We start from the raw sequence: 18,797 nt of genomic DNA on the forward strand, positions 1-18,797 counted from the left end.
CTGATACAGAGGGATATGTGAGTTAAGTCACCATAAAAAAGTCATATGTTGAATAATATTTTCAACTAGGTTATCAATCTGTAATTAGATGATTGTTCTTTTGCACATAATGGAGTGGCTATGCGTGTTGTCATACTGGGAAGTGGCGTCGTTGGCGTAACCAGCGCCTGGTATTTAAGTCAGGCGGGACATGAGGTTACCGTTATCGATCGCGAATCCGGTCCGGCGATGGAAACCAGCGCGGCGAATGCCGGGCAAATCTCCCCGGGCTATGCTGCGCCGTGGGCGGCACCGGGCGTACCGCTGAAGGCAATTAAGTGGATGTTCCAGCGCCATGCGCCGCTGGCGATCGGCCTGGACGGCACGCAGTTCCAGCTTAAGTGGATGTGGCAGATGCTGCGCAACTGCGACACGCGCCACTACATGGAAAACAAGGGGCGCATGGTGCGCCTGGCGGAGTACAGCCGCGATTGCCTGAAGGCGCTGCGCACCGCAACGGGTATCGAGTACGAGGGGCGCCAGGGCGGCACGCTCCAGCTGTTCCGCACCGCGCAACAGTATGAAAACGCCACCCGCGACATCGCCGTGCTTGAAGACGCGGGCGTCCCTTACCAGCTGCTCGAAGCCAGCCAGCTGGCGCAGGTGGAGCCGGCGCTGGCAGAGGTGGCCCACAAGCTGACGGGCGGCCTGCGCTTACCCAATGATGAAACCGGCGACTGCCAGCTTTTCACCCAGCGTCTGGCGCAGATGTGCGAGCAGGCCGGAGTGACGTTCCGCTTCAACACTTCGGTCGACAAGCTCCTGTCGGAAGGGGAAAAGATTTACGGCGTGAAGTGTGGCGACGAGGTGATCAAGGCCGACGCCTACGTGATGGCGTTTGGTTCATACTCCACCGCGATGCTGAAGGGCATTCTGGATATTCCGGTCTACCCGCTTAAGGGCTATTCCCTGACCATTCCGGTAAAAGAGGACAGCGGCGCGCCGGTCTCTACCATCCTGGATGAAACCTACAAAATTGCGATCACCCGCTTTGACAACCGCATCCGCGTCGGCGGCATGGCGGAAATTGTCGGCTTCAATACCGAACTGCTTAAGCCGCGTCGTGAAACGCTGGAGATGGTGGTGGGCGATCTCTTCCCGCGCGGCGGCTTCATTGAACAGGCGACGTTCTGGACCGGACTGCGTCCGATGACGCCAGACGGCACGCCGATTGTGGGCCGTACGCCGTACAAAAACCTGTGGACCAACACCGGCCACGGCACGCTCGGCTGGACCATGGCCTGCGGCTCCGGTCAGCTGCTGAGCGATCTGATCTCCGGGCGCACGCCGGCAATTCCGTTTGACGATCTGAGCGCCGCACGCTATCAATCAGGGTTTACCCCATCGCGCCACCAGCACCTGCACGGCGCGCATAATTAAGGAGTCGTCATGTCCCGTCCAATTCTGGCTCAGCTGGATTTGCAGGCGCTGAAGGACAACCTGCAAATTGTTCGCCGTGCTGCGCCAGGTTCCCGCGTCTGGTCGGTGGTGAAAGCCAACGCCTACGGACATGGTATCGACCGTGTCTGGAGCGCGCTGGGCGCAACCGATGGATTTGCTTTACTCAATCTTGAAGAGGCCATCCTGCTGCGCGAGCGCGGCTGGAAGGGGCCGATTCTGCTGCTCGAAGGTTTTTTCCACGCGGACGATCTGCCCCTGCTGGATAAGTACCGCCTGACCACCAGCGTCCACAGTAACTGGCAGATCAAGGCCATTCAGGACGCTAAGCTGCATGCCCCGCTGGATATCTATCTTAAGGTGAACAGCGGTATGAACCGCCTTGGCTTCCAGCCCGAGCGGGTGCATACGGTATGGCAGCAGCTTCGCGCGCTGAAAAACGTCGGTGAGATGACCCTGATGGCGCACTTCGCCGATGCGGAAAAGCCAGACGGGATCGCCGATGCCATGGTGCGCATCGAGCAGGCGGCAGAAGGGCTGGACTGTCCGCGCTCGCTGTCGAACTCGGCGGCCACCCTCTGGCATCCTGAGGCACACTTCGACTGGGTGCGTCCGGGGATCGTTCTGTACGGGGCGTCACCCTCCGGGCAGTGGCAGGATATCGCCAACAGCGGCCTCAGGCCGGTCATGACCCTGCGCAGCGAAATCATTGGCGTGCAGACGCTAAAAACGGGGGATTCGGTGGGCTATGGCAGCCGCTACCGGGCCTCGGGCGAACAGCGTATCGGTATTGTGGCGGGAGGCTACGCTGACGGGTATCCGCGTATCGCCCCGAGCGGCACGCCGGTATGGATCGACGGCGTTCGCACGGGCACCGTGGGCACCGTTTCAATGGACATGCTGGCCGTAGATTTAACGCCGTGCCCGCAGGCGGGCATTGGTTCACCGGTTGAGCTGTGGGGCAACGAGGTCAAAATTGATGATGTGGCCGCCGCGGCGGGCACCGTCGGCTATGAGCTGATGTGCGCGCTGGCGCCGCGCGTGCCGGTTGTGACGGTGTAACGCACTCCTGTTCCGGGTAAGCGCCTGCGCTTACCCGGAAGAATCCGCTACTCCGGTTCCTCATCCATTGGGCGCATACCGACCTTACGCACCGCGTTGTCCTCTTTTTCGGCTACCGTCCAGATCATCCCGGCGAACTCCACCTGGTCACCCACAACCGGCGCCGCGCCGAGCAGCCGCTGGATAATTTCGCCCAGCGTTTGCTGACCGTTGCCGTCCGCCAGGCCCTCTTCCAGCCCGTAAATCAGCGCGACGTCGGCAAAGCTGGCGCTGGCTTCGAGAATAAAATCACCAAAGAAACGCTGATCCAGCGCCACCGGCGGCGACTGGCTGAACAGCTTGCCGAGGGCAGGGAGGTCGCGCTCGCGGCCTATCACGCAGAGGATATCGTTCTCGCGCAGCCGCGTGCTGCCGGTCGGGTGAAGCAGGGCGTTATCCCGGAACAGCGCGGCAATGCGCGTCTCAGCGGGCATATGCAGATCGCGCAGGGAGGCGCCCACGCACCATTTGTCGGCGCTCAGCTGATAGACAAACTGCTCCCACGGATTCTCGGGGTGAATATCCAGCCCCACGCGGGAAACCGGCCAGCCGACGGGGGGCACCACCACCCTGGCTTTTTTCGCCGCCCAGCCCAGCGAGGTCCCCTGAAACAGCAGCGACACCAGCACCACGAAGAAGGCGACATTGAAGAACAGACGGGCATTGTCCAGCCCGGCCATCATCGGGAACACCGCCAGGATAATCGGCACCGCGCCGCGCAGCCCCACCCAGCTGATAAACACCCGCTCGCGCAGGTTAAACCCGCGGAACGGCAGCAGGCCGGCAAACACCGACAGCGGGCGCGCGATGAAGATCATCCACGCCGATAAAAGCAGCGCCGGCACGACGATGGGCAGCAGGTCGGAAGGCGTCACCAGCAGGCCCAGCACCAGGAACATGGCGATCTGCGCCAGCCAGGCCAGCCCGTCAAAGTTTTGCAGGATCGCATAGCGGTTACGAATCGGCCGGTTGCCCAGCAGGAACCCGCAGAGGTAAACCGCCAGGATACCGCTGCCGTCCAGCGCGGTGGTGACGGCAAAAATCAGAATGCCGCCGCTCAGGGCCAGCAGTGGATAGAGACCGGAAGGGAGAGAGATACGGTTGATCGTATGCTGGAGCAGGTAACCGCCGCCCAGGCCAATGATAATCCCCAGACCAAACTGCTGCAGGATGTGCCAGGCAAACATCCAGCTCAGGCCGGTTTCGTGCTGCTGGATCATCTCAATCAGGGTGATGGTCAGGAATACCGCCATCGGATCGTTACTGCCGGATTCAATCTCAAGCGTTGAGCCAACGCGTTCGTTTAGCCCTTTGCCGCCGAGCAGGGAGAAGACCGCCGCCGCATCGGTAGAGCCAACAATCGCGCCAATCAGCAGGCCCTCCATCATATCGAGGTTAAACAGCCAGGCGGCCATCATGCCGGTCAGGCCGGAGGTGATCAGCACGCCGACGGTCGCCAGGGACAGCGCCGGGCCTAAGGCAACGCGAAACGAGCTTGCCTGGGTGCGCATGCCGCCGTCGAGCAAAATGACCGCCAGCGCGAGGTTACTCACCATGTAGGCGAAAGGGTAATTATCGAAGGGGATACCGCCGATACCGTCGATTCCTGCCAGCATGCCGATAGCAAGGAAAATGACAAGAATAGGTATGCCAAGACGCGATGAAAATGAACTTAATAAAATGCTGAAGGTTACCAGGATGGAACCCAGAATGAAAAGACTGATTATCGCTGTGGCACCCAATGTCGTCTTACTCCCACCTCAATGTGAACGCTGTTATTAAAACCCTAACATATTAACAACGACATCTGCGTTTTATTGAGGGGGAATAACGGCTTTTTTATGCCTTTAAGACCGGATGACCGTGCATGGTTAAGCGGCTGCCCGACCTGTCGTGCCTCAGAATCGCCTGCGCGCCCAGCGGCAGCGTGACGGTTTGCTGCTCATGGCCGAAATCCAGCCCGGCAATCACCGGAATATCCAGCCGGGAGCGAATGAAATCAACCATCGTCTCCAGCGTGTAGCCCGCATCGTAATCGTTCGGGGCTGAGCCGCTGAAGCTGCCCAGCACGATGGCCGACTGGCGATCGAGGATCCCGGCGTGGTACAGCTGCAGCAGCATGCGCTCGACGCGGAACGGGTGCTCGTTGATATCTTCCAGCACCAGGATCCCGCCTTCAATCTGCGGCAGCCACGGCGTGCCAATCAGCGACACCAGCATTGCCAGGTTTCCGCCCCACAGCTGGCCTTCACACTCCCAGTGCGGTCCGTTGCCCTGCCACTCGACGGTAAAGTTCGGGTTTCGCAGGGCGCGCCAGAAATGTTCCTCAGTAAACGCATCCAGCATCGGCGCGCCAAAGTTGCCGGCCAGCATCGGGCCGCTAAAGGTGATGACGTTATGCAGCGCCAGCAGGCCGAGCTGGATCGCGGTGAAATCGCTGTGCCCGCAGATCAGCAGCGGATCCTGCTGCTGGCGTGCCGCCAGCCCGGCCCAGTCAATGCTCTCCAGCAGCCGGCTCGCTCCGTAGCCGCCGCGCACGGCCAGCACGATGTTGTTTGCGCCTTCCAGCTTCGCCAGGCCGTTGATATCGCTCAGCCTCTGCGCTTCCGTACCGGCAAAACGCTGCATGCGGCGGGGGATAATCGTCTGATTTTCTACCTGATGACCCATGTCCAGCAGGCGCTGAACGCCCCGCTGCGCCGCCTCCTGGTTGATGCAATAGCCCGACGGGGCGATGAGATGAAACTGAGACATGGCAATTCCTTGCTGAATGAGAATCTAATTGTCTATATCATGCCGCTTATCCGTCGCCTGCGACAAGAGGCGACGTACCGCGATGACCGGCTATAAGGATAGATGACGTGAAATTGAGATGGTTTGCTTTTTTGATTGTGCTGCTCGCTGGCTGTAGTTCAAAACATGATTATCAGAATCCCCCCTGGAACCCTGAAGTCCCGGTGAAGCGGGCCATGCAGTGGATGCCGATCAGCGAACAAGCCGGAAAGGCCTGGGGCGTCAGCCCGCGTCTGGTCACGGCGATCATTGCGGTGGAATCCGGCGGTAACCCGACGCTGGTGAGTAAATCGAACGCGGTGGGGCTGATGCAGTTAAAAGCCTCGACGGCAGGGAGAGAGGTTTATCGCTACATGGGCTGGAAGGGGCAGCCGTCCACCAGCGAGCTGAAAAACCCGGAGCGTAATATCTCTATGGGAACGGCTTACCTGAGCATTCTGGAACATGGCATTCTGAAGGGCATTGAAGATCCGGAGGTCATGCAGTATGCGCTGGTGGTGTCGTACGTTAACGGTGCCGGAGCGCTGCTCAGGACCTTCTCGTCCGATCGCAAAGAGGCGATTGAAGAGATTAACGATATGGATAAAGACGAATTTTTCGACCACGTTGTGAAGAATCATCCGTCGGCACAGGCTCCGCGCTATATCTGGAAAGTACAGAAAGCGATGGATGCCATGTAACGCCGCTGTCGGGCGGCAGCACGCTGCCCGACGTCCTTTAGCGCACTTTATTCGCGCGCTCCCGCGCTTCACGCTCCAGTGAAAAGATGATGCGCTGGAGCTCGCGCTCGGCACCGGGCCCGACGTTCAGGAAGCGAAAGCTCAGGCGCGGCGTGGTAACGGTTTCGTTTTTGCCGTCCACCACCCTGCGCTCGCTGATGGCAATCAGCTGGGCGTCAAACCAGAAGCGTCCCCATCCGCCCATGTCCAGCTCAATCTGGCTAAAACGCATGCCTTCCACCAGGCCTTCCGGCTTCGGCGTATCCATCAACGCTCCCATACCGCCCAGCGACAGATCGAAGAGGCGAAAGCGGATCTCTTTTTTGTCCGGCATTTTTGCCTTACAGAAATAGGCGGGGTGAAGCGGGGCGCTGATGCGAAAATACTCCCGGCGCTGCACGAACCAGAGGTTAGCGGGCAGCGGGGCCATAAAGGCAGGCAGGCCCTGATACGCCGTCGCGGTCAGGCGAGGCAGCACAAACTCGACTTTTGCACCGTGCGTTTCGGCCATTACCGAGAGATTCTCGGCCTCCAGCGCGACACGGTTCTCATAATCCTGGCTGCCGAGATCGACGATCAGGTGCTCCGCCGTCACGTCCAGGATCTTGCTGATAAACTGACTGGCTGACGCGCTGATGCGCAGCGGCACCTCACCTTTTTTCAGGTCGCGTAACACCCCTAATACCGCCAGCGGATTTTGTTTCAGGAACTGCGCACTGTAGTTACTCACGCCAGAAGGCTCCTCGATAAATGACAGACTATCTCAGGGTTATCGGCACGCCATGGCGAAACTTAATACAAACGCCTGTTTTTCTCCGCCCATATTGCTTTGTTAATGGGAATGATAATAATTGCCGTTCCCAATATCATCTAATAACAAGACAACACCATGAGTACTTCTCGTTTTGCGGTATGTGCGCTGGCGGGCGCCGTCACGCTGGCAGGGCAGACGCAGGCTTTCGCAGAGGAATCCACCATCCTGGTGACCGGAACAGAGCAGGGCAGCGCGCTTCCCGCCTGGACCAACAGCGCCACGAAGTCAGCCGTAGCGGAAAGCAAAACCCCGCAGGTGATCAACACCATTGCGGCGAAAGAGATTGAGCAGCGGCAGGCCCGCTCGGTAAACGAGATCCTGCGCTATGCGCCCGGCGTCTCGACGGAGGCGCGCGGCAGCACCTCCTACATGAGCGAATACAAGATCCGCGGGTTTAACGTTGAACAGGAGTTCTACAACGGCCTGCAGCTTCCCTACAACGTCACCGGGAACACCAAGGCGCGAATCGATCCGCTGCTGATTGAGAGCGTTGATATTCTGAAAGGGCCATCATCCGTACTCTACGGCGGCGGTTCGCCGGGCGGGCTGGTCAATATCCAGAGCAAAAAGCCGCAGAAGGAGGCGAAAACGGAGCTGGGCCTGAACACCGGTAACCGCGGCCTGAAAGAGGGCTATATGGACGCCACCGGGCAGATAGCCAGCAGCGACTGGCGCTATCGCCTGCTGGGCAAAGCGACGGAGAGTGACGAACAGGCGCGCACCGCGCGCTATGAAAACTATCTGGTGGCCCCTTCCGTCACCTGGGAGCCGGACCCCCGCACGCGCCTGACCGTTGACGCGCTGGCGCAAAACACGCCGAGCCTGACGCCGTCAGACCCGCTGCCGCTGAGCTACCTGCGGTCAACCTACGCCGATCGCCGTGACTATGCCGGCGACGAGTGGAGCGGCTTTAAGCAGCGCCAGTGGATGCTGGGCTACAGCTTTGAACATGCGTTTGACGGCGGCTGGGGCTTTAGCCAGAAGGCGCGCTACTTTGACGTGGACACCCATCAGCGCAGCGCCTACTCCACCGGCACGGGCAGCGAGGTATACCGGCTCAACCGCTTCGCCTATACCACGGATGAAGATTTGCAGAGCGTCAACGTAGACAGCCAGGTCACCCGAACCGTCGCGCTGGGAGACTGGAAACACCATCTGCTGGCGGGCTTTGACTATCAGAAGCTGAACGGTCACTTCCGCTACCGCTACGCCTCGGCCACGCCGGGCATTGATATGCGCCATCCGGACTATTCGCAGATCGACAGCGGCGCGCTGGGGCTGTTTACCGCGCAGAAAAACCGTCTGAGCTATCAGCAGAACGGATATTACGTGCAGGATCAGGTGGAGTTCGGCGGGCTGAACGTGCTGGCAAGCCTGCGCTATGACGACTACCGTTCGGTCACCTCCAGCTATCTGCAAAACGGTGACAAAGCGTGGGTATCGCAGGATCGCCTCACCAAACGACTGGGCGCGCTTTATGCCTTTGACAACGGCCTGTCGCCGTTCATCAGCTATTCGGAAGGATTCGCTCCGGTATCGCCGCAGGGCACGCTGACCGCGAAGGCGGTTAAGCCCACCACCAGCAGGCAGGTTGAGGGCGGGGTGAAATACCTGCTGGCGGAATACGCAACCACCTTTACCGCCTCGGTGTTTAAAATTCGTCAGAAAAACGTGGTCACCAGCGATCCGGACTTCCTCAACTATCGCCAGACCGGGGAAGTGGAATCTGAAGGCGCGGAGCTGTCCGCCATCAGTCGTCCGACGGATAACCTGACGCTGATTGCCAACTACGCCTACACCCATGCCATCAACACCGAAGATGACAAATACCGGGGCAAACGACCGACGCAGGTGCCTGAGAACGCCTTTAATCTCTGGAGCGATTACGCCTTTGAGGGCACGCCGCTGAGGGGAGTAACGCTGGGAGTCGGCGCTCGCTACACCGGGCCGATGGAGATCTCGCCCGCCAACGACGCGGGCAGGCTGGGGGGCACCACGCAGTACGACCTGGCGGCATCGTACCGCATGGGCGAAATGACTCCCTCATTGGAGGGGCTGACGCTGAAGGCCAGCGCGCAGAACGTGACCAACAAAGAGACGCTCACCTGCTACGACGCCGCCAACTGCTGGATAGGCCGTGACCGGACGTTCCAGGTCGGGGCAAGCTATAGCTTCTGAAAAAAGCCCGGTTACGCTACCGGGCCACTAGCCGGAACGGATCCTGACCCTCGCCCCGCCGGGGAGAGGGTCAGGGGGGCGCTACTGCGCCGCCTGCTTCTCGGACGCCACATCGTCGTTTGCCGCAGGCTGATTCTCCGGCACGCTGTCGCACGGCTTCTCTTGCGGGCAGACCATGTCCAGCATCCTGAGCGTCACGCCGTTGCTCCAGCCGAAACCGTCCTGCAGCGGATACTCACCGCCGCCACCGCCGGTTCCGGTCGAGGAGACGTCGTACTTCTCAACCAGCTTCTTCTCGCGATCGTAGGTATGCTGAACGTTTTTCAGGAAACGCCAGGTCACGTCCATCGCCACTTTCTGCTGGCCATAGTTTTGTAACCCTTCCACGGCCACCCACTGTAGCGGCGCCCAGCCGTTCGGCGCATCCCACTGCTGTCCGCTGTTGACGGTCGTGGTAGAAATACCGCCCGGCTTCAGCAGGCGCGCTGATGAGGCGGCCGCCACCTTATCCGCGCGATCCTGTGATGCCGCCTTCACGTACAGCGGGAAGAGGGCCGCGGCCGTTAGCTGGTTGCGCACCTTCCTGCTTTTCAGATCGTAATCCGCGTACCAGCCCTCTTTATCGTTCCACAGGTGGCTCTCCATGGCCTTCTGGCGCGCCGAGGCCAGCGCGTCATATTTACCTGCGCTGGCGGCATCGCCGTCTTCCCGGCTGGCGCGGGCCAGCAGTTTTTCCATCTTAAACATCAGGGCATTCAGATCTACCGGCACGATGCTGGTGGTGCGAATGGTGCCCAGCTTTTGCGGATCGTCCATCCAGCGGGAGCTGAAATCCCAGCCCGACGCGGCGGCGGCGCGCAGATCGCGATAAATCTCCGTGGCCGGACGGTCGGGGTTATTTTTGGCGGTGGTAACGTCATCCAGCCACGACTCGGGGCGCGGGGTGTCCCGATCGTCCCAGTAGCGGTTGAGAAGGGAGCCGTCGTCCAGCTTCACCACGCGCTTGTTCGCCTGGCCGGGCTGAAGCCCATCCGCCCCCTCCATCCAGTAGGCATACTCTTTCTCCATCTGCGGACGGTATTTCTTTAACGCCTCGCTGTCGTGCGTGGCCAGCAGCTCCACCATCAGCGAGAAGAACGGCGGCTGCGAGCGGCTCAGGTAGTAGCTACGGTTGCCGTTGGGGATATGGCCCCAGCTGTCGAGCTCGTAAGCGAAGTTGTCCACCATGTCGCTAATCTTGTCCCAGTGCCCGCTCTCGGCCAGCCCCAGCATGGTGAAATAGCTGTCCCAGTAATAGACCTCGCGGAAGCGTCCTCCGGGCACCACGTACGGCTTCGGCAGGGGCAGGAGCGAATCCCACTTGTTGGCTTTATCGGTTGTGCGGGTCAGAACCGGCCAGAGATCGTCAATGTGTTCGCGCAGGCTCTGGCCCTCGGGAGGAACGTATTTTTCACCCTCCTTTGGCAGAATAAAGTTCATCTCCACGAAGTGGCGCAGGTCGAAACCGGACTGGGTATGCTGCATCCGGTAATCCGCCAGGATCGTCAGCGGGTCGCTTTTCGGAACGGCATCCGCGAAGGTTTTTTGATCCGGGAACAGTTTAGCGCTCTGAACATCGCTGAAAAGGGGCCGAGCAGGATATCAGGTGAAGCGATCTGGCCAGAGATTTTCTCTTCCGCATTGCCTGCTGCGCCAACCGTGAGCAACGCGCTGCCCAGGATCAGAGGTAAGAGGCGAGGGCGCAGCTTTTGAGGTGTTATCATCGTTACTTCTCCTTATTTCGCTGAGCAGCGGTCACGCTGTCGTCAATCACCTGAAAACCTTAGTCGAATATTCCGCGCTTCGCGTGTCGAACGTCGCATTTTGCACAAATACAGATTATTTACCGCTGCGCTTAAAGTCCCGACGATGCGGAGAAATATTGATATTGTGAATGTTCAGATGAATATAAAAATAAAGTGCGATCCGTTACGCATAATGTGGTCGGCAAATGGTTTCTTTTAATTGTCACGATCACATAAAGCAAAAAACATAATTAAGGGATGAAAAAACATAATGGAACGTGGCGCCACTCTCGGGCGACATTACCGCGATAAAAGAAAGCGGTTTCATTAACGAGGAGTAACGCGATGTCGGTGGCTGAAAAAATTCCGGTCAAAGAAAAAATAGGCTATAGCCTGGGAGATGCAGCGAGTCATATTGTATTTGACTCATCGGTGGCCATTCTGGCGTATTACTATACGGATATATATGGATTGCCGCCGGCCGTAATGGGCACCATGTTTCTGCTGGTGCGTTTATTAGACGCCATTACCGATCCCGTGATGGGGGCTATTGCCGACGCAACCTCAACGCGCTGGGGGCGTTTTCGTCCCTGGCTACTGGCGATATGCGTTCCTTTTGCGGTGAGCTGTGTACTGGTTTATTCCATTCCGAATTTCACCGAAACCGGCAAAATTTATTACGCCGTCGGGGCATATATATTTATGACCCTGATGTATACCGCCATTAATATTCCATATTGTTCCCTGGGCGCCGCGCTGACCTCCGACCCGCGTGAAAACCTCTCGCTACAGTCATGGCGATTTGCCATCACCCCCATTGGCGGTGCGCTTGGAACAGCCCTCATTTTGCCCCTGGCGGACTATCTCTGCCCCGGTGACAGAGCCACCGGCATACAGGTGGCGATGGCGATTTTTGGCGCGATTGGGTGCCTGATGTTTATCGTCTGCTTTGCAACCACCAGAGAGCGCGTGCAGCCCATCAAAGAGGAGAATCTGAACATCGCCCGAGACGTTAAGATTCTTTTTCGTAACGATCAGTGGCGCGTACTTTCCCTCTACAACTTTATGATGCTGGTGGCGGTGGTGATCCGCGGCGGCGCGGTGGTTTATTACGTCAATACCGTGCTCAACAAGGGGGCGGACGTCATCTCGTTCTTTATGCTCGGCGGGATGCTGGCCTCCATGCTTGGCTCCGTGCTGGCCCAGCCGTTCGGCACCCGCTACTGCAAGGTCAAACTCTCGTTCTGGATCAATATTCTGAACGCGGCACTGGGCGTGGCCTGCTTCTGGCTGCCGCTGGAGTTCTGGGCGATTCCGCTGATCGCCCACATTCTTATTCAAATTGTGCAGGGCGGCAACGGCGCGCTCCAGTGGACCATGATTACCGATGCAAATAATTATGGCGAATGGAAAACCCAGCGTCGTATTACTGGGATGAATGTGGCGGCCAATATATTCGTGATTAAATTAGGTGTCGCCGTCGGCGGTGCCATTCTGGGATGGGTGCTGGCCTGGTTCAACTATGAGTCGAACAGCACCGTACAATCGGAAACTGCCGTTCAGGGCGTCATTCTGCTGTTTACGCTGATCCCGTCATTCTTTTATTTACTTACCGCCTTCTCGATTAGGTTTTATAAATTAACCGAAAGCGTCATGAACGGCGTGGTGCGTGATTTAAATAAAGGCGAGTTTGCGCATTCTTAAGGGGTGAAGCAGTAAGCCGATAATTAATGCGAATTATCGGTGAGGTTCTCTGTGTCCGTCAGGAAATAATGATTAACTCACGAGGATGGAGTCGATGAAAGTGAAATGTCTTGCACTTATTATCAGTGCGTTTTGTACTACCGGAGCAATGGCAGCAAAAGAGACCGGGCAGCTGGAAAATAAACTGGCGCAGCTGGAGGCGCGTCTCGAAAAGGCCGAATCAAGGGCGGCAAAGGCGGAAGCACAAATTCAGGCTCTGGAACAACAGCGGATTGGCGTTACCTCTTATCCGGTGGTCGTTGAATCCACCGAGCCTGCCGCAGGGCAAGCGGCGCCGAAGCTGACGTTATCCGGCTACGGGGATATTAAGTTTTATGGTGACGTCGAATTTAATATGGACGCGGCCAGCAGGACCGGCAGCTTAACCTCTGTAAAAACGTCGGCCAATAAGGACTGGGCACCCGGCAGCCACGAACGCTGGGATATTAACGGACGCCTTCTGCTGGGCTTTGACGGCTACAGGCGCATGGAGAACGGCAACTTTGCCGGTTTCTCCGTGCAGCCGCTGGCGGACCTGACGGGCAAAATGAATCTGGATGATGCCGTTTTCTTCTTCGGCACGGAAAACGACTGGCAGGTGAAGGTCGGCCGCTTCGAAGCCTACGACATGTTCCCGCTGAATCAGGACACCTTCGTTGAATATTCCGGCAACACGGCCAACGATCTTTACAGCGACGGCTATGGCTACATCTACATGATGAAAGAGGGGCGAGGGCGTAGCGACAGCGGCGGTAACTTCCTGCTGAGCAAAACCCTCGGTAACTGGTATTTCGAGGTTAACACCCTGCTGGAAGATGGCAGCGCGCTGTTTGTAGACCAGCAGTATCACTGCGTGGATCTGGATAACGATAAAAACGTCGCTTACCTTCGCCCGGTTATTGCCTGGCAGGAGGGCAACTTCTCGACGGCCCTCGCGATGGAGAGCAACCTTGTCAACAACGCCTACGGCTACCGCGACGGATCGGGGAACTGGGTGGATCAGTCTGACCGCACTGGCTACGGCTTCACCATGACGTGGAACGGGCAGAAAACCGACCCGGATAACGGCATCGTGGCGAACCTGAACACCGCATACATGGATGCCACGGACGAGAAGGATTTCACCGCGGGCGTGAATGCCTTATGGCGTAATTTTGAGCTGGGCTATATCTACGCGCATAACCAGATCGATAGCTTCAACGCCGCTAACTTTGACGGTGACTGCGACGGCGACTGCTGGATCACCGATCCTGGGGATTATGATATTCACACCCTGCATGCTTCATACCTGATCCCGAACGTCATGAAGATGAAAAACTTCAATATTTATCTTGGCGCCTACGCCTCCTGGGTGGAAGCGCATCCGAACGAGGGCGATGACCGGAATGACGATCGCTACGGCGGACGCGTGCGCTTTAAATACTACTTCTGATGCCGTTCGCCAGTCAGGCCTCCTCCGGGGCCTGGCTGGCTTCCCGCAGCGTGCCCGGCGCATGCCCGATAATCCGCTTAAACGCCCGGCTGAACGCCGCCAGAGAGCCGTAACCCAGCCGCAGCGCGACCGCTTCAATCGGCTGATTTTCATGACGAATATACTGAATGGCCAGCCGCATCCTCAGCTCGCTGAGGTATCTGGCCGGCGTGGTGCCCGTCGCGGCGAGAAAGCGCTCGGCAAATACGGACCGGGAGGTGCCGGCTTCCTTCGCGAGGTCCGCCACGCTCCAGTTCAGGCCCGGCTGCTGGTGCATTGCGTAAATGGCCCGACTCAGGCGCGGGTCACGCAGCACCTGCACCCATCCGGTGGCGTTGCCGCATCCCGCCTCCACCCAGCCGCGAACAATCAGCGCGGCGACCACGTCCGCAAGGCGAGCCAGGATCCCCGCGAATCCGGCCTGGCGCGTCATCGATTCGCGCTCCATCGCCGCAAGCAGCGGGTGGATCTCCGGCCAGGTTGACATCAGCCGGCTCACCATCATGACTTCCGGCATGGCTTTGATCAGAGGCTGCATACCCCCCAGCTCAAAATCCATACATCCGCTGAAGATGATGGTTTTCTCCTTGTCCGGACACGGATCGCAGGTGATAGCGCAGACCGAACTGCAAAGGGGTTCTCCCGGAAAGGCGCTGACCGGGGTGATATCGGCGTGTTCATCCGAGAGCAGGGCGTGGGCGTTGCCGTTTGGGATGAACAGCGCGTCGCCGCCGTTAAGCGGGAACGTCGCGCCGCTCTCCATACGCAGCAGGGCAGTGCCGTGGCTGACAAAATGAAATTGCGCCTTCCCCGCGGCCTGATGGAAGGCCACGCCAAACGGCGCGCTGGCTTCAATCCGTCGATACTTCACGCCCGACAGGCGCATGCCGCGCAGCAGTTCGCTGATCAAATCGGGTGACGTAACGGTCATGGCATAACTCCGGACGAATAATCAATAAGTGGAGATTATATGTCATAGATCGTCCATGCTGAACTCTCTATGCTTTTGCGACATTAGTCACATTTCTATAACGGGAGTACAACAGATGAACTCATGTGTCGCGGCGAGAGAGGCCGTAGCGCCGGCAAAACCTGCCTGGCGGGCCGTTTATTCCCTGGGGCTGGGGGTATTTGGATTGATAACGGCAGAGTTTCTGCCCGCCAGTTTGTTAACGCCGATGGCCGCGAGCCTGGAGGTGAGTGAGGGAATGGCGGGACAGGCCGTTACCGCCACCGCCCTCGTGGCGCTGGTGACCGGGCTGCTGATTACCCCCGCGACCAAAAGTATCGACCGGCGCTGGGTGCTGATGTTTTTCTCGGTGCTGCAAATCGTCTCCAGCCTGCTGGTGGCCTTTGCGCCCGGGCTTCACGTTTTGTTGATGGGGCGCCTGCTGCTGGGCATTGCCATCGGGGGATTCTGGGCGATGTCGACCGCGACGGCGATGCGTCTGGTCCCTGCCGATAAAGTGCCAAAAGCGCTGGCGGTGATCTTCTCCAGCGTTTCGATTGCTACGGTGGTTGCGGCGCCGCTGGGGAGCTATCTCGGCAGCCTGATCGGCTGGCGTAACGTGTTTATCCTGTGCATTCTGCCGAGCGTGCTGGCGCTGCTGTGGCAGCTCTGGGTCCTGCCGTCCATGAAGCCGGAGAGCAGCGGGAGCCTGAGTACGCTGTTCCGCGTGCTGCGTCGTCCGGGGATGATTGGCGGAATGCTGGCGACGATCCTTATCTTCAGCGGCCATTTCGCCTTCTTCACCTACCTGCGTCCGTTCCTCGAAACGGTGGGGCAGGCGAGCGTGGAAAGCATCTCGCTGATCCTGCTGGGCTTTGGTATTGCCAACTTTATCGGCACCTCGGTTGCCGGACACCTGCTGGCGCGCAATCTGCGCCTGACGCTGGCGCTGGTCCCGTTCGCCATGGGGATGCTGGCACTCGCTATGGTGGCGTTTGGCCATCTGGCAATGCTGGACGGACTGCTGGTGGCGATGTGGGGCTTTGCCTTTGGTCTGGTGCCGGTGGGCTGGTCAACGTGGCTTGCTACCACCGTTCCGGATGAAGCGGAAAGTGCAGGGGGCCTGCTGGTGGCATCAATCCAGTTTGCCATCGGCGCGGGCGCGGCAGGTGGCGGGGCGGTGTTTGACCTTAACGGTGCCAGCGGGGTCTTTGCCGGAAGCGGTTTCCTGCTGGTCACGGCGATGGTCATTGTGCTTATGGGTGTGAAGGTTAAAGCGGAGTAATACGCTGGCCGGGTGGACGCAAGAGCCCCCCGGCTTAGATCTTATAACCCTTCCTTATCCATCAGTACCGCCAGATCCACCAGGCGATTTGAGAATCCCCACTCGTTGTCATACCAGGAAAGGATTTTCACCATGTTCCCGCCAATAACCAGCGTGGAAAGCCCGTCGATGATGGAAGAGCGCGGGTCGCCCTGATAGTCGCTGGAGACCAGCGGTTCATCGCTGTAGCCCAGAATGCCCTTCAGCGGTCCGCTGGCGGCTGCCTGACGGAACGCGTCATTGACCTCTTCGGCGGTCACATCGCGGCTCAGCGTTACGGTCAGGTCGACAATCGATACCACCGGAACCGGCACGCGCAGGGAGTACCCGGTCAGCTTACCGTCGAGGGAGGGGATCACTTTCCCCAGCGCTTTCGCCGCGCCGCTGGAGTAAGGCACAATCGACAGCGCCGCCGCGCGTGCGCCGCGCAGATCTTTCTCGGGCTGGTCGTGCAGTGCCTGGCTGTTGGTGTACGCATGGGTGGTGTTCATCAGCCCGTGCTCAATACCAAACTGCTGGTGCAGCACCTGCGCGGCCGGCGCCAGTCCGTTAGTGGTGCAACTCCCGTTGCTGACCACGAAGTGCTGTGCCGGATCGTACAGCCCGTCGTTCACGCCCATCACTACCGTCAGGTCATCGTTTTTGCCCGGCGCGGAAATGATGACGCGTTTCGCGCCGCCGCTCGAGATATGCACCGCCGCTTTTTCTCGCTCGGTAAAGAATCCGGTGGCTTCGATTACTACTTCGACGCCCGCGTCTTTCCAGCGGATGTTGGCCGGATCGCGTTCGCTAAATACGGTGATGCGCTGGCCGTCCACCTGGAGCGCGCCGTCCGCCGCTTCAACCGGCACCGGAAGCGTGCCCAGCAGTGAGTCATATTTCAGCAGATGGGCGAGGGTTTTACTGTCCGTCAGATCGTTAATGGCCACAATCTGAAGGTCAGGGTTGCCCAGCGCCGCGCGCAGGACGTTACGTCCGATACGGCCGAAACCGTTAATACCGACCTTAACCATGATGCACTCCTTATCTGTGTTGTCTGGAGTCACTGTAGGCGTCGGTCAGGATGGCGTAAATGACAAAAAAGGATCACATTACGCCATTTTGCGACAGTGGAAGCGCTGGCGGTATTCTCCCGGCGTCAGGTGGAGCTGCTTTTCAAAAACGCGGCGCAGGTTAATGCTGGTACCAAATCCGCTTTTTTCGGCAATGGCTTCAAGTGAATCGTGGGTCTGTTCAAGAAGCTGTCGGGCGGCGGCCAGGCGAGCCTCCGTGACGTAGCGGGCGGGAGGCACGCCGGCGTCACGGGTAAACACGCGGGTGAAATTGCGTGGACTCATCGCCACCCGTTCTGCCAGCTTTTCGACGCACAAATCGGCGGTGAGGTGCTGCAGGATCCAGCTTTGCAGCTCGCTGACGGGGCCGGCTGCGGCGGACTGCTCCAGGCTATAGCGGCTGAACTGGAGCTGACCGCCGGGACGTCTCAGGTACATCACCATGTCCTGCGCCACGTTGCGTGCCAGGGTAAAGCCGTAATCGTCCTCCACCAGCGCCAGGGTAAGGTCAAAACCGGAGCTGACGCCGCCGGAGGTCCAGACGGAACCATCCTGAATATAGAGCGGGCCGCCCACGACGTTAACCGCAGGATAGAGGGTTTGCAGCGTCTCCAGAAGACGCCAGTGGGTGGTTGCCCGCCGCCCGTCGAGCAGCCCCGCCTGTGCCAGCAGCAGGGCGCCGCCGCATATGGAGGCAACGCGTCGCGCATGCGGTGCGGCAAGGTGCAGCCAGTCCACGACGGCGGTGCTCTCCTGCTCATTCATGCCGCGTCCGGTAATGATGATGGTGTCCAGCGGCTCGCGCGGATCCAGCTCCGGCAGGCGGTAGTCCGCCAGCAGGTTTAATCCGGACTGGCCGTGGATCACCTGATGCGGCTGCGTGGTGGCAATAATGATGCGATAGCGGGGCTGCGCAAGGCCGTCCGGGTGCAGCCGGTTGGCCTGCATCAGAATGTCTGCGATACCGGCGGCTTCGAACAGCATGCCGCCGTCAGGGACGATAATCAGGATCTTCTTCATGTCCTGAAAAGTACCTTTATTACGATATAAGTCAAGAAGAGGGACGTTGACCGGCACAGATCACGGTTATGCCAACCGTCCGATGCGGGCAACGGTGCATCTGGTGATGCTTAATTACCCTGTTCTACCGCCCGTCCTGAGATTTATGGCCGGAGAAAGCAAAGAACTCATAACAAATTTTCATCAGGTTAGTAATAAGTCGTCGCAGTGGCGGACGGGAAGCAATAGTGTAGTGACGGTAAAATACCAAATGAAGGTTGCCAGGAGAAAGTAGCGTCTTTATTCGCTACCTGGGCGGGTAGGCAATATTTCAAACAACGCTTTGGCAAATAAAGTTGTAGCCAGGCTTAATTGTATATATAGCCTTGAAGGGACGAAATTACGCTCAGAAGGAGTAAAACATAAAGTTAAT

13 protein-coding genes and 1 pseudogene are annotated in these 18,797 nt (G+C 58.7%); 7 read left to right on the forward strand and 7 right to left on the reverse strand.

Translation table 11 applies throughout. The annotated features are described in order from the left end of the window. The first annotated feature begins 120 nt into the window (after window positions 1-120). Window positions 121-1,419, forward strand: coding sequence for a D-amino acid dehydrogenase (locus HWQ14_RS14245; RefSeq protein ID WP_148418022.1), 1,299 nt, complete (start codon window positions 121-123; stop codon window positions 1,417-1,419). A gap of 9 nt (window positions 1,420-1,428) precedes the next feature. After that, entirely contained in the window at window positions 1,429-2,499 is a 1,071-nt protein-coding gene (gene dadX, locus HWQ14_RS14250; protein ID WP_176610067.1) for a catabolic alanine racemase DadX, read from the forward strand. Between the two features lie 47 nt (window positions 2,500-2,546). Here dadX and HWQ14_RS14255 read toward each other — a convergent pair whose 3' ends face one another. Together HWQ14_RS14255 and ldcA are read right to left on the reverse strand one after the other, a co-directional pair. Further along, entirely contained in the window at window positions 2,547-4,280 is a 1,734-nt protein-coding gene (locus HWQ14_RS14255) for a potassium/proton antiporter (RefSeq protein WP_148418020.1), read from the reverse strand. A 97-nt stretch (window positions 4,281-4,377) separates the two neighbouring features. Continuing rightward, window positions 4,378-5,292, reverse strand: a complete 915-nt coding sequence (gene ldcA, locus HWQ14_RS14260) for a muramoyltetrapeptide carboxypeptidase (RefSeq protein WP_176610068.1) — start codon at window positions 5,290-5,292, stop codon at window positions 4,378-4,380. 107 nt (window positions 5,293-5,399) lie between these two features. Here ldcA and emtA point away from each other — a divergent pair, with 107 nt between their 5' ends. Beyond that, window positions 5,400-6,011, forward strand: coding sequence for a membrane-bound lytic murein transglycosylase EmtA (gene emtA / locus HWQ14_RS14265; RefSeq protein ID WP_148418018.1), 612 nt, complete (start codon window positions 5,400-5,402; stop codon window positions 6,009-6,011). A gap of 37 nt (window positions 6,012-6,048) precedes the next feature. Here emtA and ycgR read toward each other — a convergent pair whose 3' ends face one another. Further along, on the reverse strand, window positions 6,049-6,780 hold the full coding sequence (gene ycgR / locus HWQ14_RS14270; protein ID WP_176610069.1) for a flagellar brake protein YcgR: 732 nt from the start codon (window positions 6,778-6,780) through the stop codon (window positions 6,049-6,051). A gap of 159 nt (window positions 6,781-6,939) precedes the next feature. Here ycgR and HWQ14_RS14275 point away from each other — a divergent pair, with 159 nt between their 5' ends. Further along, window positions 6,940-9,042 carry a TonB-dependent siderophore receptor gene (locus tag HWQ14_RS14275; RefSeq protein WP_176610070.1) on the forward strand — a complete coding sequence of 701 codons (2,103 nt, stop codon included), beginning with the start codon at window positions 6,940-6,942 and terminating at the stop codon, window positions 9,040-9,042. An 81-nt stretch (window positions 9,043-9,123) separates the two neighbouring features. Here the strand turns inward: HWQ14_RS14275 and HWQ14_RS14280 are convergent. Then, window positions 9,124-10,805: pseudogene (locus HWQ14_RS14280) on the reverse strand (alpha,alpha-trehalase). 366 nt (window positions 10,806-11,171) lie between these two features. Here HWQ14_RS14280 and HWQ14_RS14285 point away from each other — a divergent pair. Further along, window positions 11,172-12,530 (forward strand): glycoside-pentoside-hexuronide (GPH):cation symporter, encoded by a 1,359-nt coding sequence (locus HWQ14_RS14285; protein ID WP_176610071.1) that lies wholly within the window; start codon window positions 11,172-11,174, stop codon window positions 12,528-12,530. Window positions 12,531-12,624: 94 nt separating this feature from the next. Further along, entirely contained in the window at window positions 12,625-14,001 is a 1,377-nt protein-coding gene (locus tag HWQ14_RS14290; RefSeq protein WP_176610072.1) for a carbohydrate porin, read from the forward strand. Between the two features lie 13 nt (window positions 14,002-14,014). Here HWQ14_RS14290 and HWQ14_RS14295 read toward each other — a convergent pair whose 3' ends face one another. After that, window positions 14,015-14,971: an AraC family transcriptional regulator gene (locus HWQ14_RS14295; RefSeq protein ID WP_176610073.1), complete on the reverse strand. Its 957-nt coding sequence runs from the start codon at window positions 14,969-14,971 to the stop codon at window positions 14,015-14,017. A 115-nt stretch (window positions 14,972-15,086) separates the two neighbouring features. Between HWQ14_RS14295 and HWQ14_RS14300 the strand changes: the two genes are divergently transcribed. Further along, complete coding sequence (locus HWQ14_RS14300) at window positions 15,087-16,274, forward strand: MFS transporter (RefSeq protein WP_176610074.1); 1,188 nt, start codon at window positions 15,087-15,089, stop codon at window positions 16,272-16,274. Window positions 16,275-16,315: 41 nt separating this feature from the next. On the opposite strand, the gene gap is transcribed toward HWQ14_RS14300, so the two are convergent. Together gap and HWQ14_RS14310 are read right to left on the reverse strand one after the other, a co-directional pair. Continuing rightward, a complete protein-coding gene (gap, locus tag HWQ14_RS14305) occupies window positions 16,316-17,326 on the reverse strand; it encodes a type I glyceraldehyde-3-phosphate dehydrogenase (RefSeq protein ID WP_176610075.1) in 1,011 nt (336 codons plus the stop codon). A 78-nt stretch (window positions 17,327-17,404) separates the two neighbouring features. After that, a complete protein-coding gene (locus HWQ14_RS14310; protein ID WP_176610076.1) occupies window positions 17,405-18,385 on the reverse strand; it encodes a GlxA family transcriptional regulator in 981 nt (326 codons plus the stop codon). Window positions 18,386-18,797: the final 412 nt, after the last annotated feature.

The sequence above is a fragment of the Enterobacter cloacae genome (genome assembly GCF_013375935.1).
Lineage (GTDB): Bacteria > Pseudomonadota > Gammaproteobacteria > Enterobacterales > Enterobacteriaceae > Enterobacter > Enterobacter pasteurii.

What these genes read in the sequence shown, in the direction of transcription:
- HWQ14_RS14245 (WP_148418022.1), top strand. Translation starts at nt 121, where the DNA reads ATGCGTGTTGTCATACTGGGAAGTGGCGTCGTTGGCGTAACCAGCGCC.
- HWQ14_RS14275 (WP_176610070.1), top strand. Translation starts at nt 6,940, where the DNA reads ATGAGTACTTCTCGTTTTGCGGTATGTGCGCTGGCGGGCGCCGTCACG.
- dadX (WP_176610067.1), top strand. Translation starts at nt 1,429, where the DNA reads ATGTCCCGTCCAATTCTGGCTCAGCTGGATTTGCAGGCGCTGAAGGAC.
- HWQ14_RS14295 (WP_176610073.1), bottom strand. Translation starts at nt 14,971, where the DNA reads ATGACCGTTACGTCACCCGATTTGATCAGCGAACTGCTGCGCGGCATG.
- ldcA (WP_176610068.1), bottom strand. Translation starts at nt 5,292, where the DNA reads ATGTCTCAGTTTCATCTCATCGCCCCGTCGGGCTATTGCATCAACCAG.
- HWQ14_RS14300 (WP_176610074.1), top strand. Translation starts at nt 15,087, where the DNA reads ATGAACTCATGTGTCGCGGCGAGAGAGGCCGTAGCGCCGGCAAAACCT.
- gap (WP_176610075.1), bottom strand. Translation starts at nt 17,326, where the DNA reads ATGGTTAAGGTCGGTATTAACGGTTTCGGCCGTATCGGACGTAACGTC.
- HWQ14_RS14290 (WP_176610072.1), top strand. Translation starts at nt 12,625, where the DNA reads ATGAAAGTGAAATGTCTTGCACTTATTATCAGTGCGTTTTGTACTACC.
- HWQ14_RS14285 (WP_176610071.1), top strand. Translation starts at nt 11,172, where the DNA reads ATGTCGGTGGCTGAAAAAATTCCGGTCAAAGAAAAAATAGGCTATAGC.
- HWQ14_RS14310 (WP_176610076.1), bottom strand. Translation starts at nt 18,385, where the DNA reads ATGAAGAAGATCCTGATTATCGTCCCTGACGGCGGCATGCTGTTCGAA.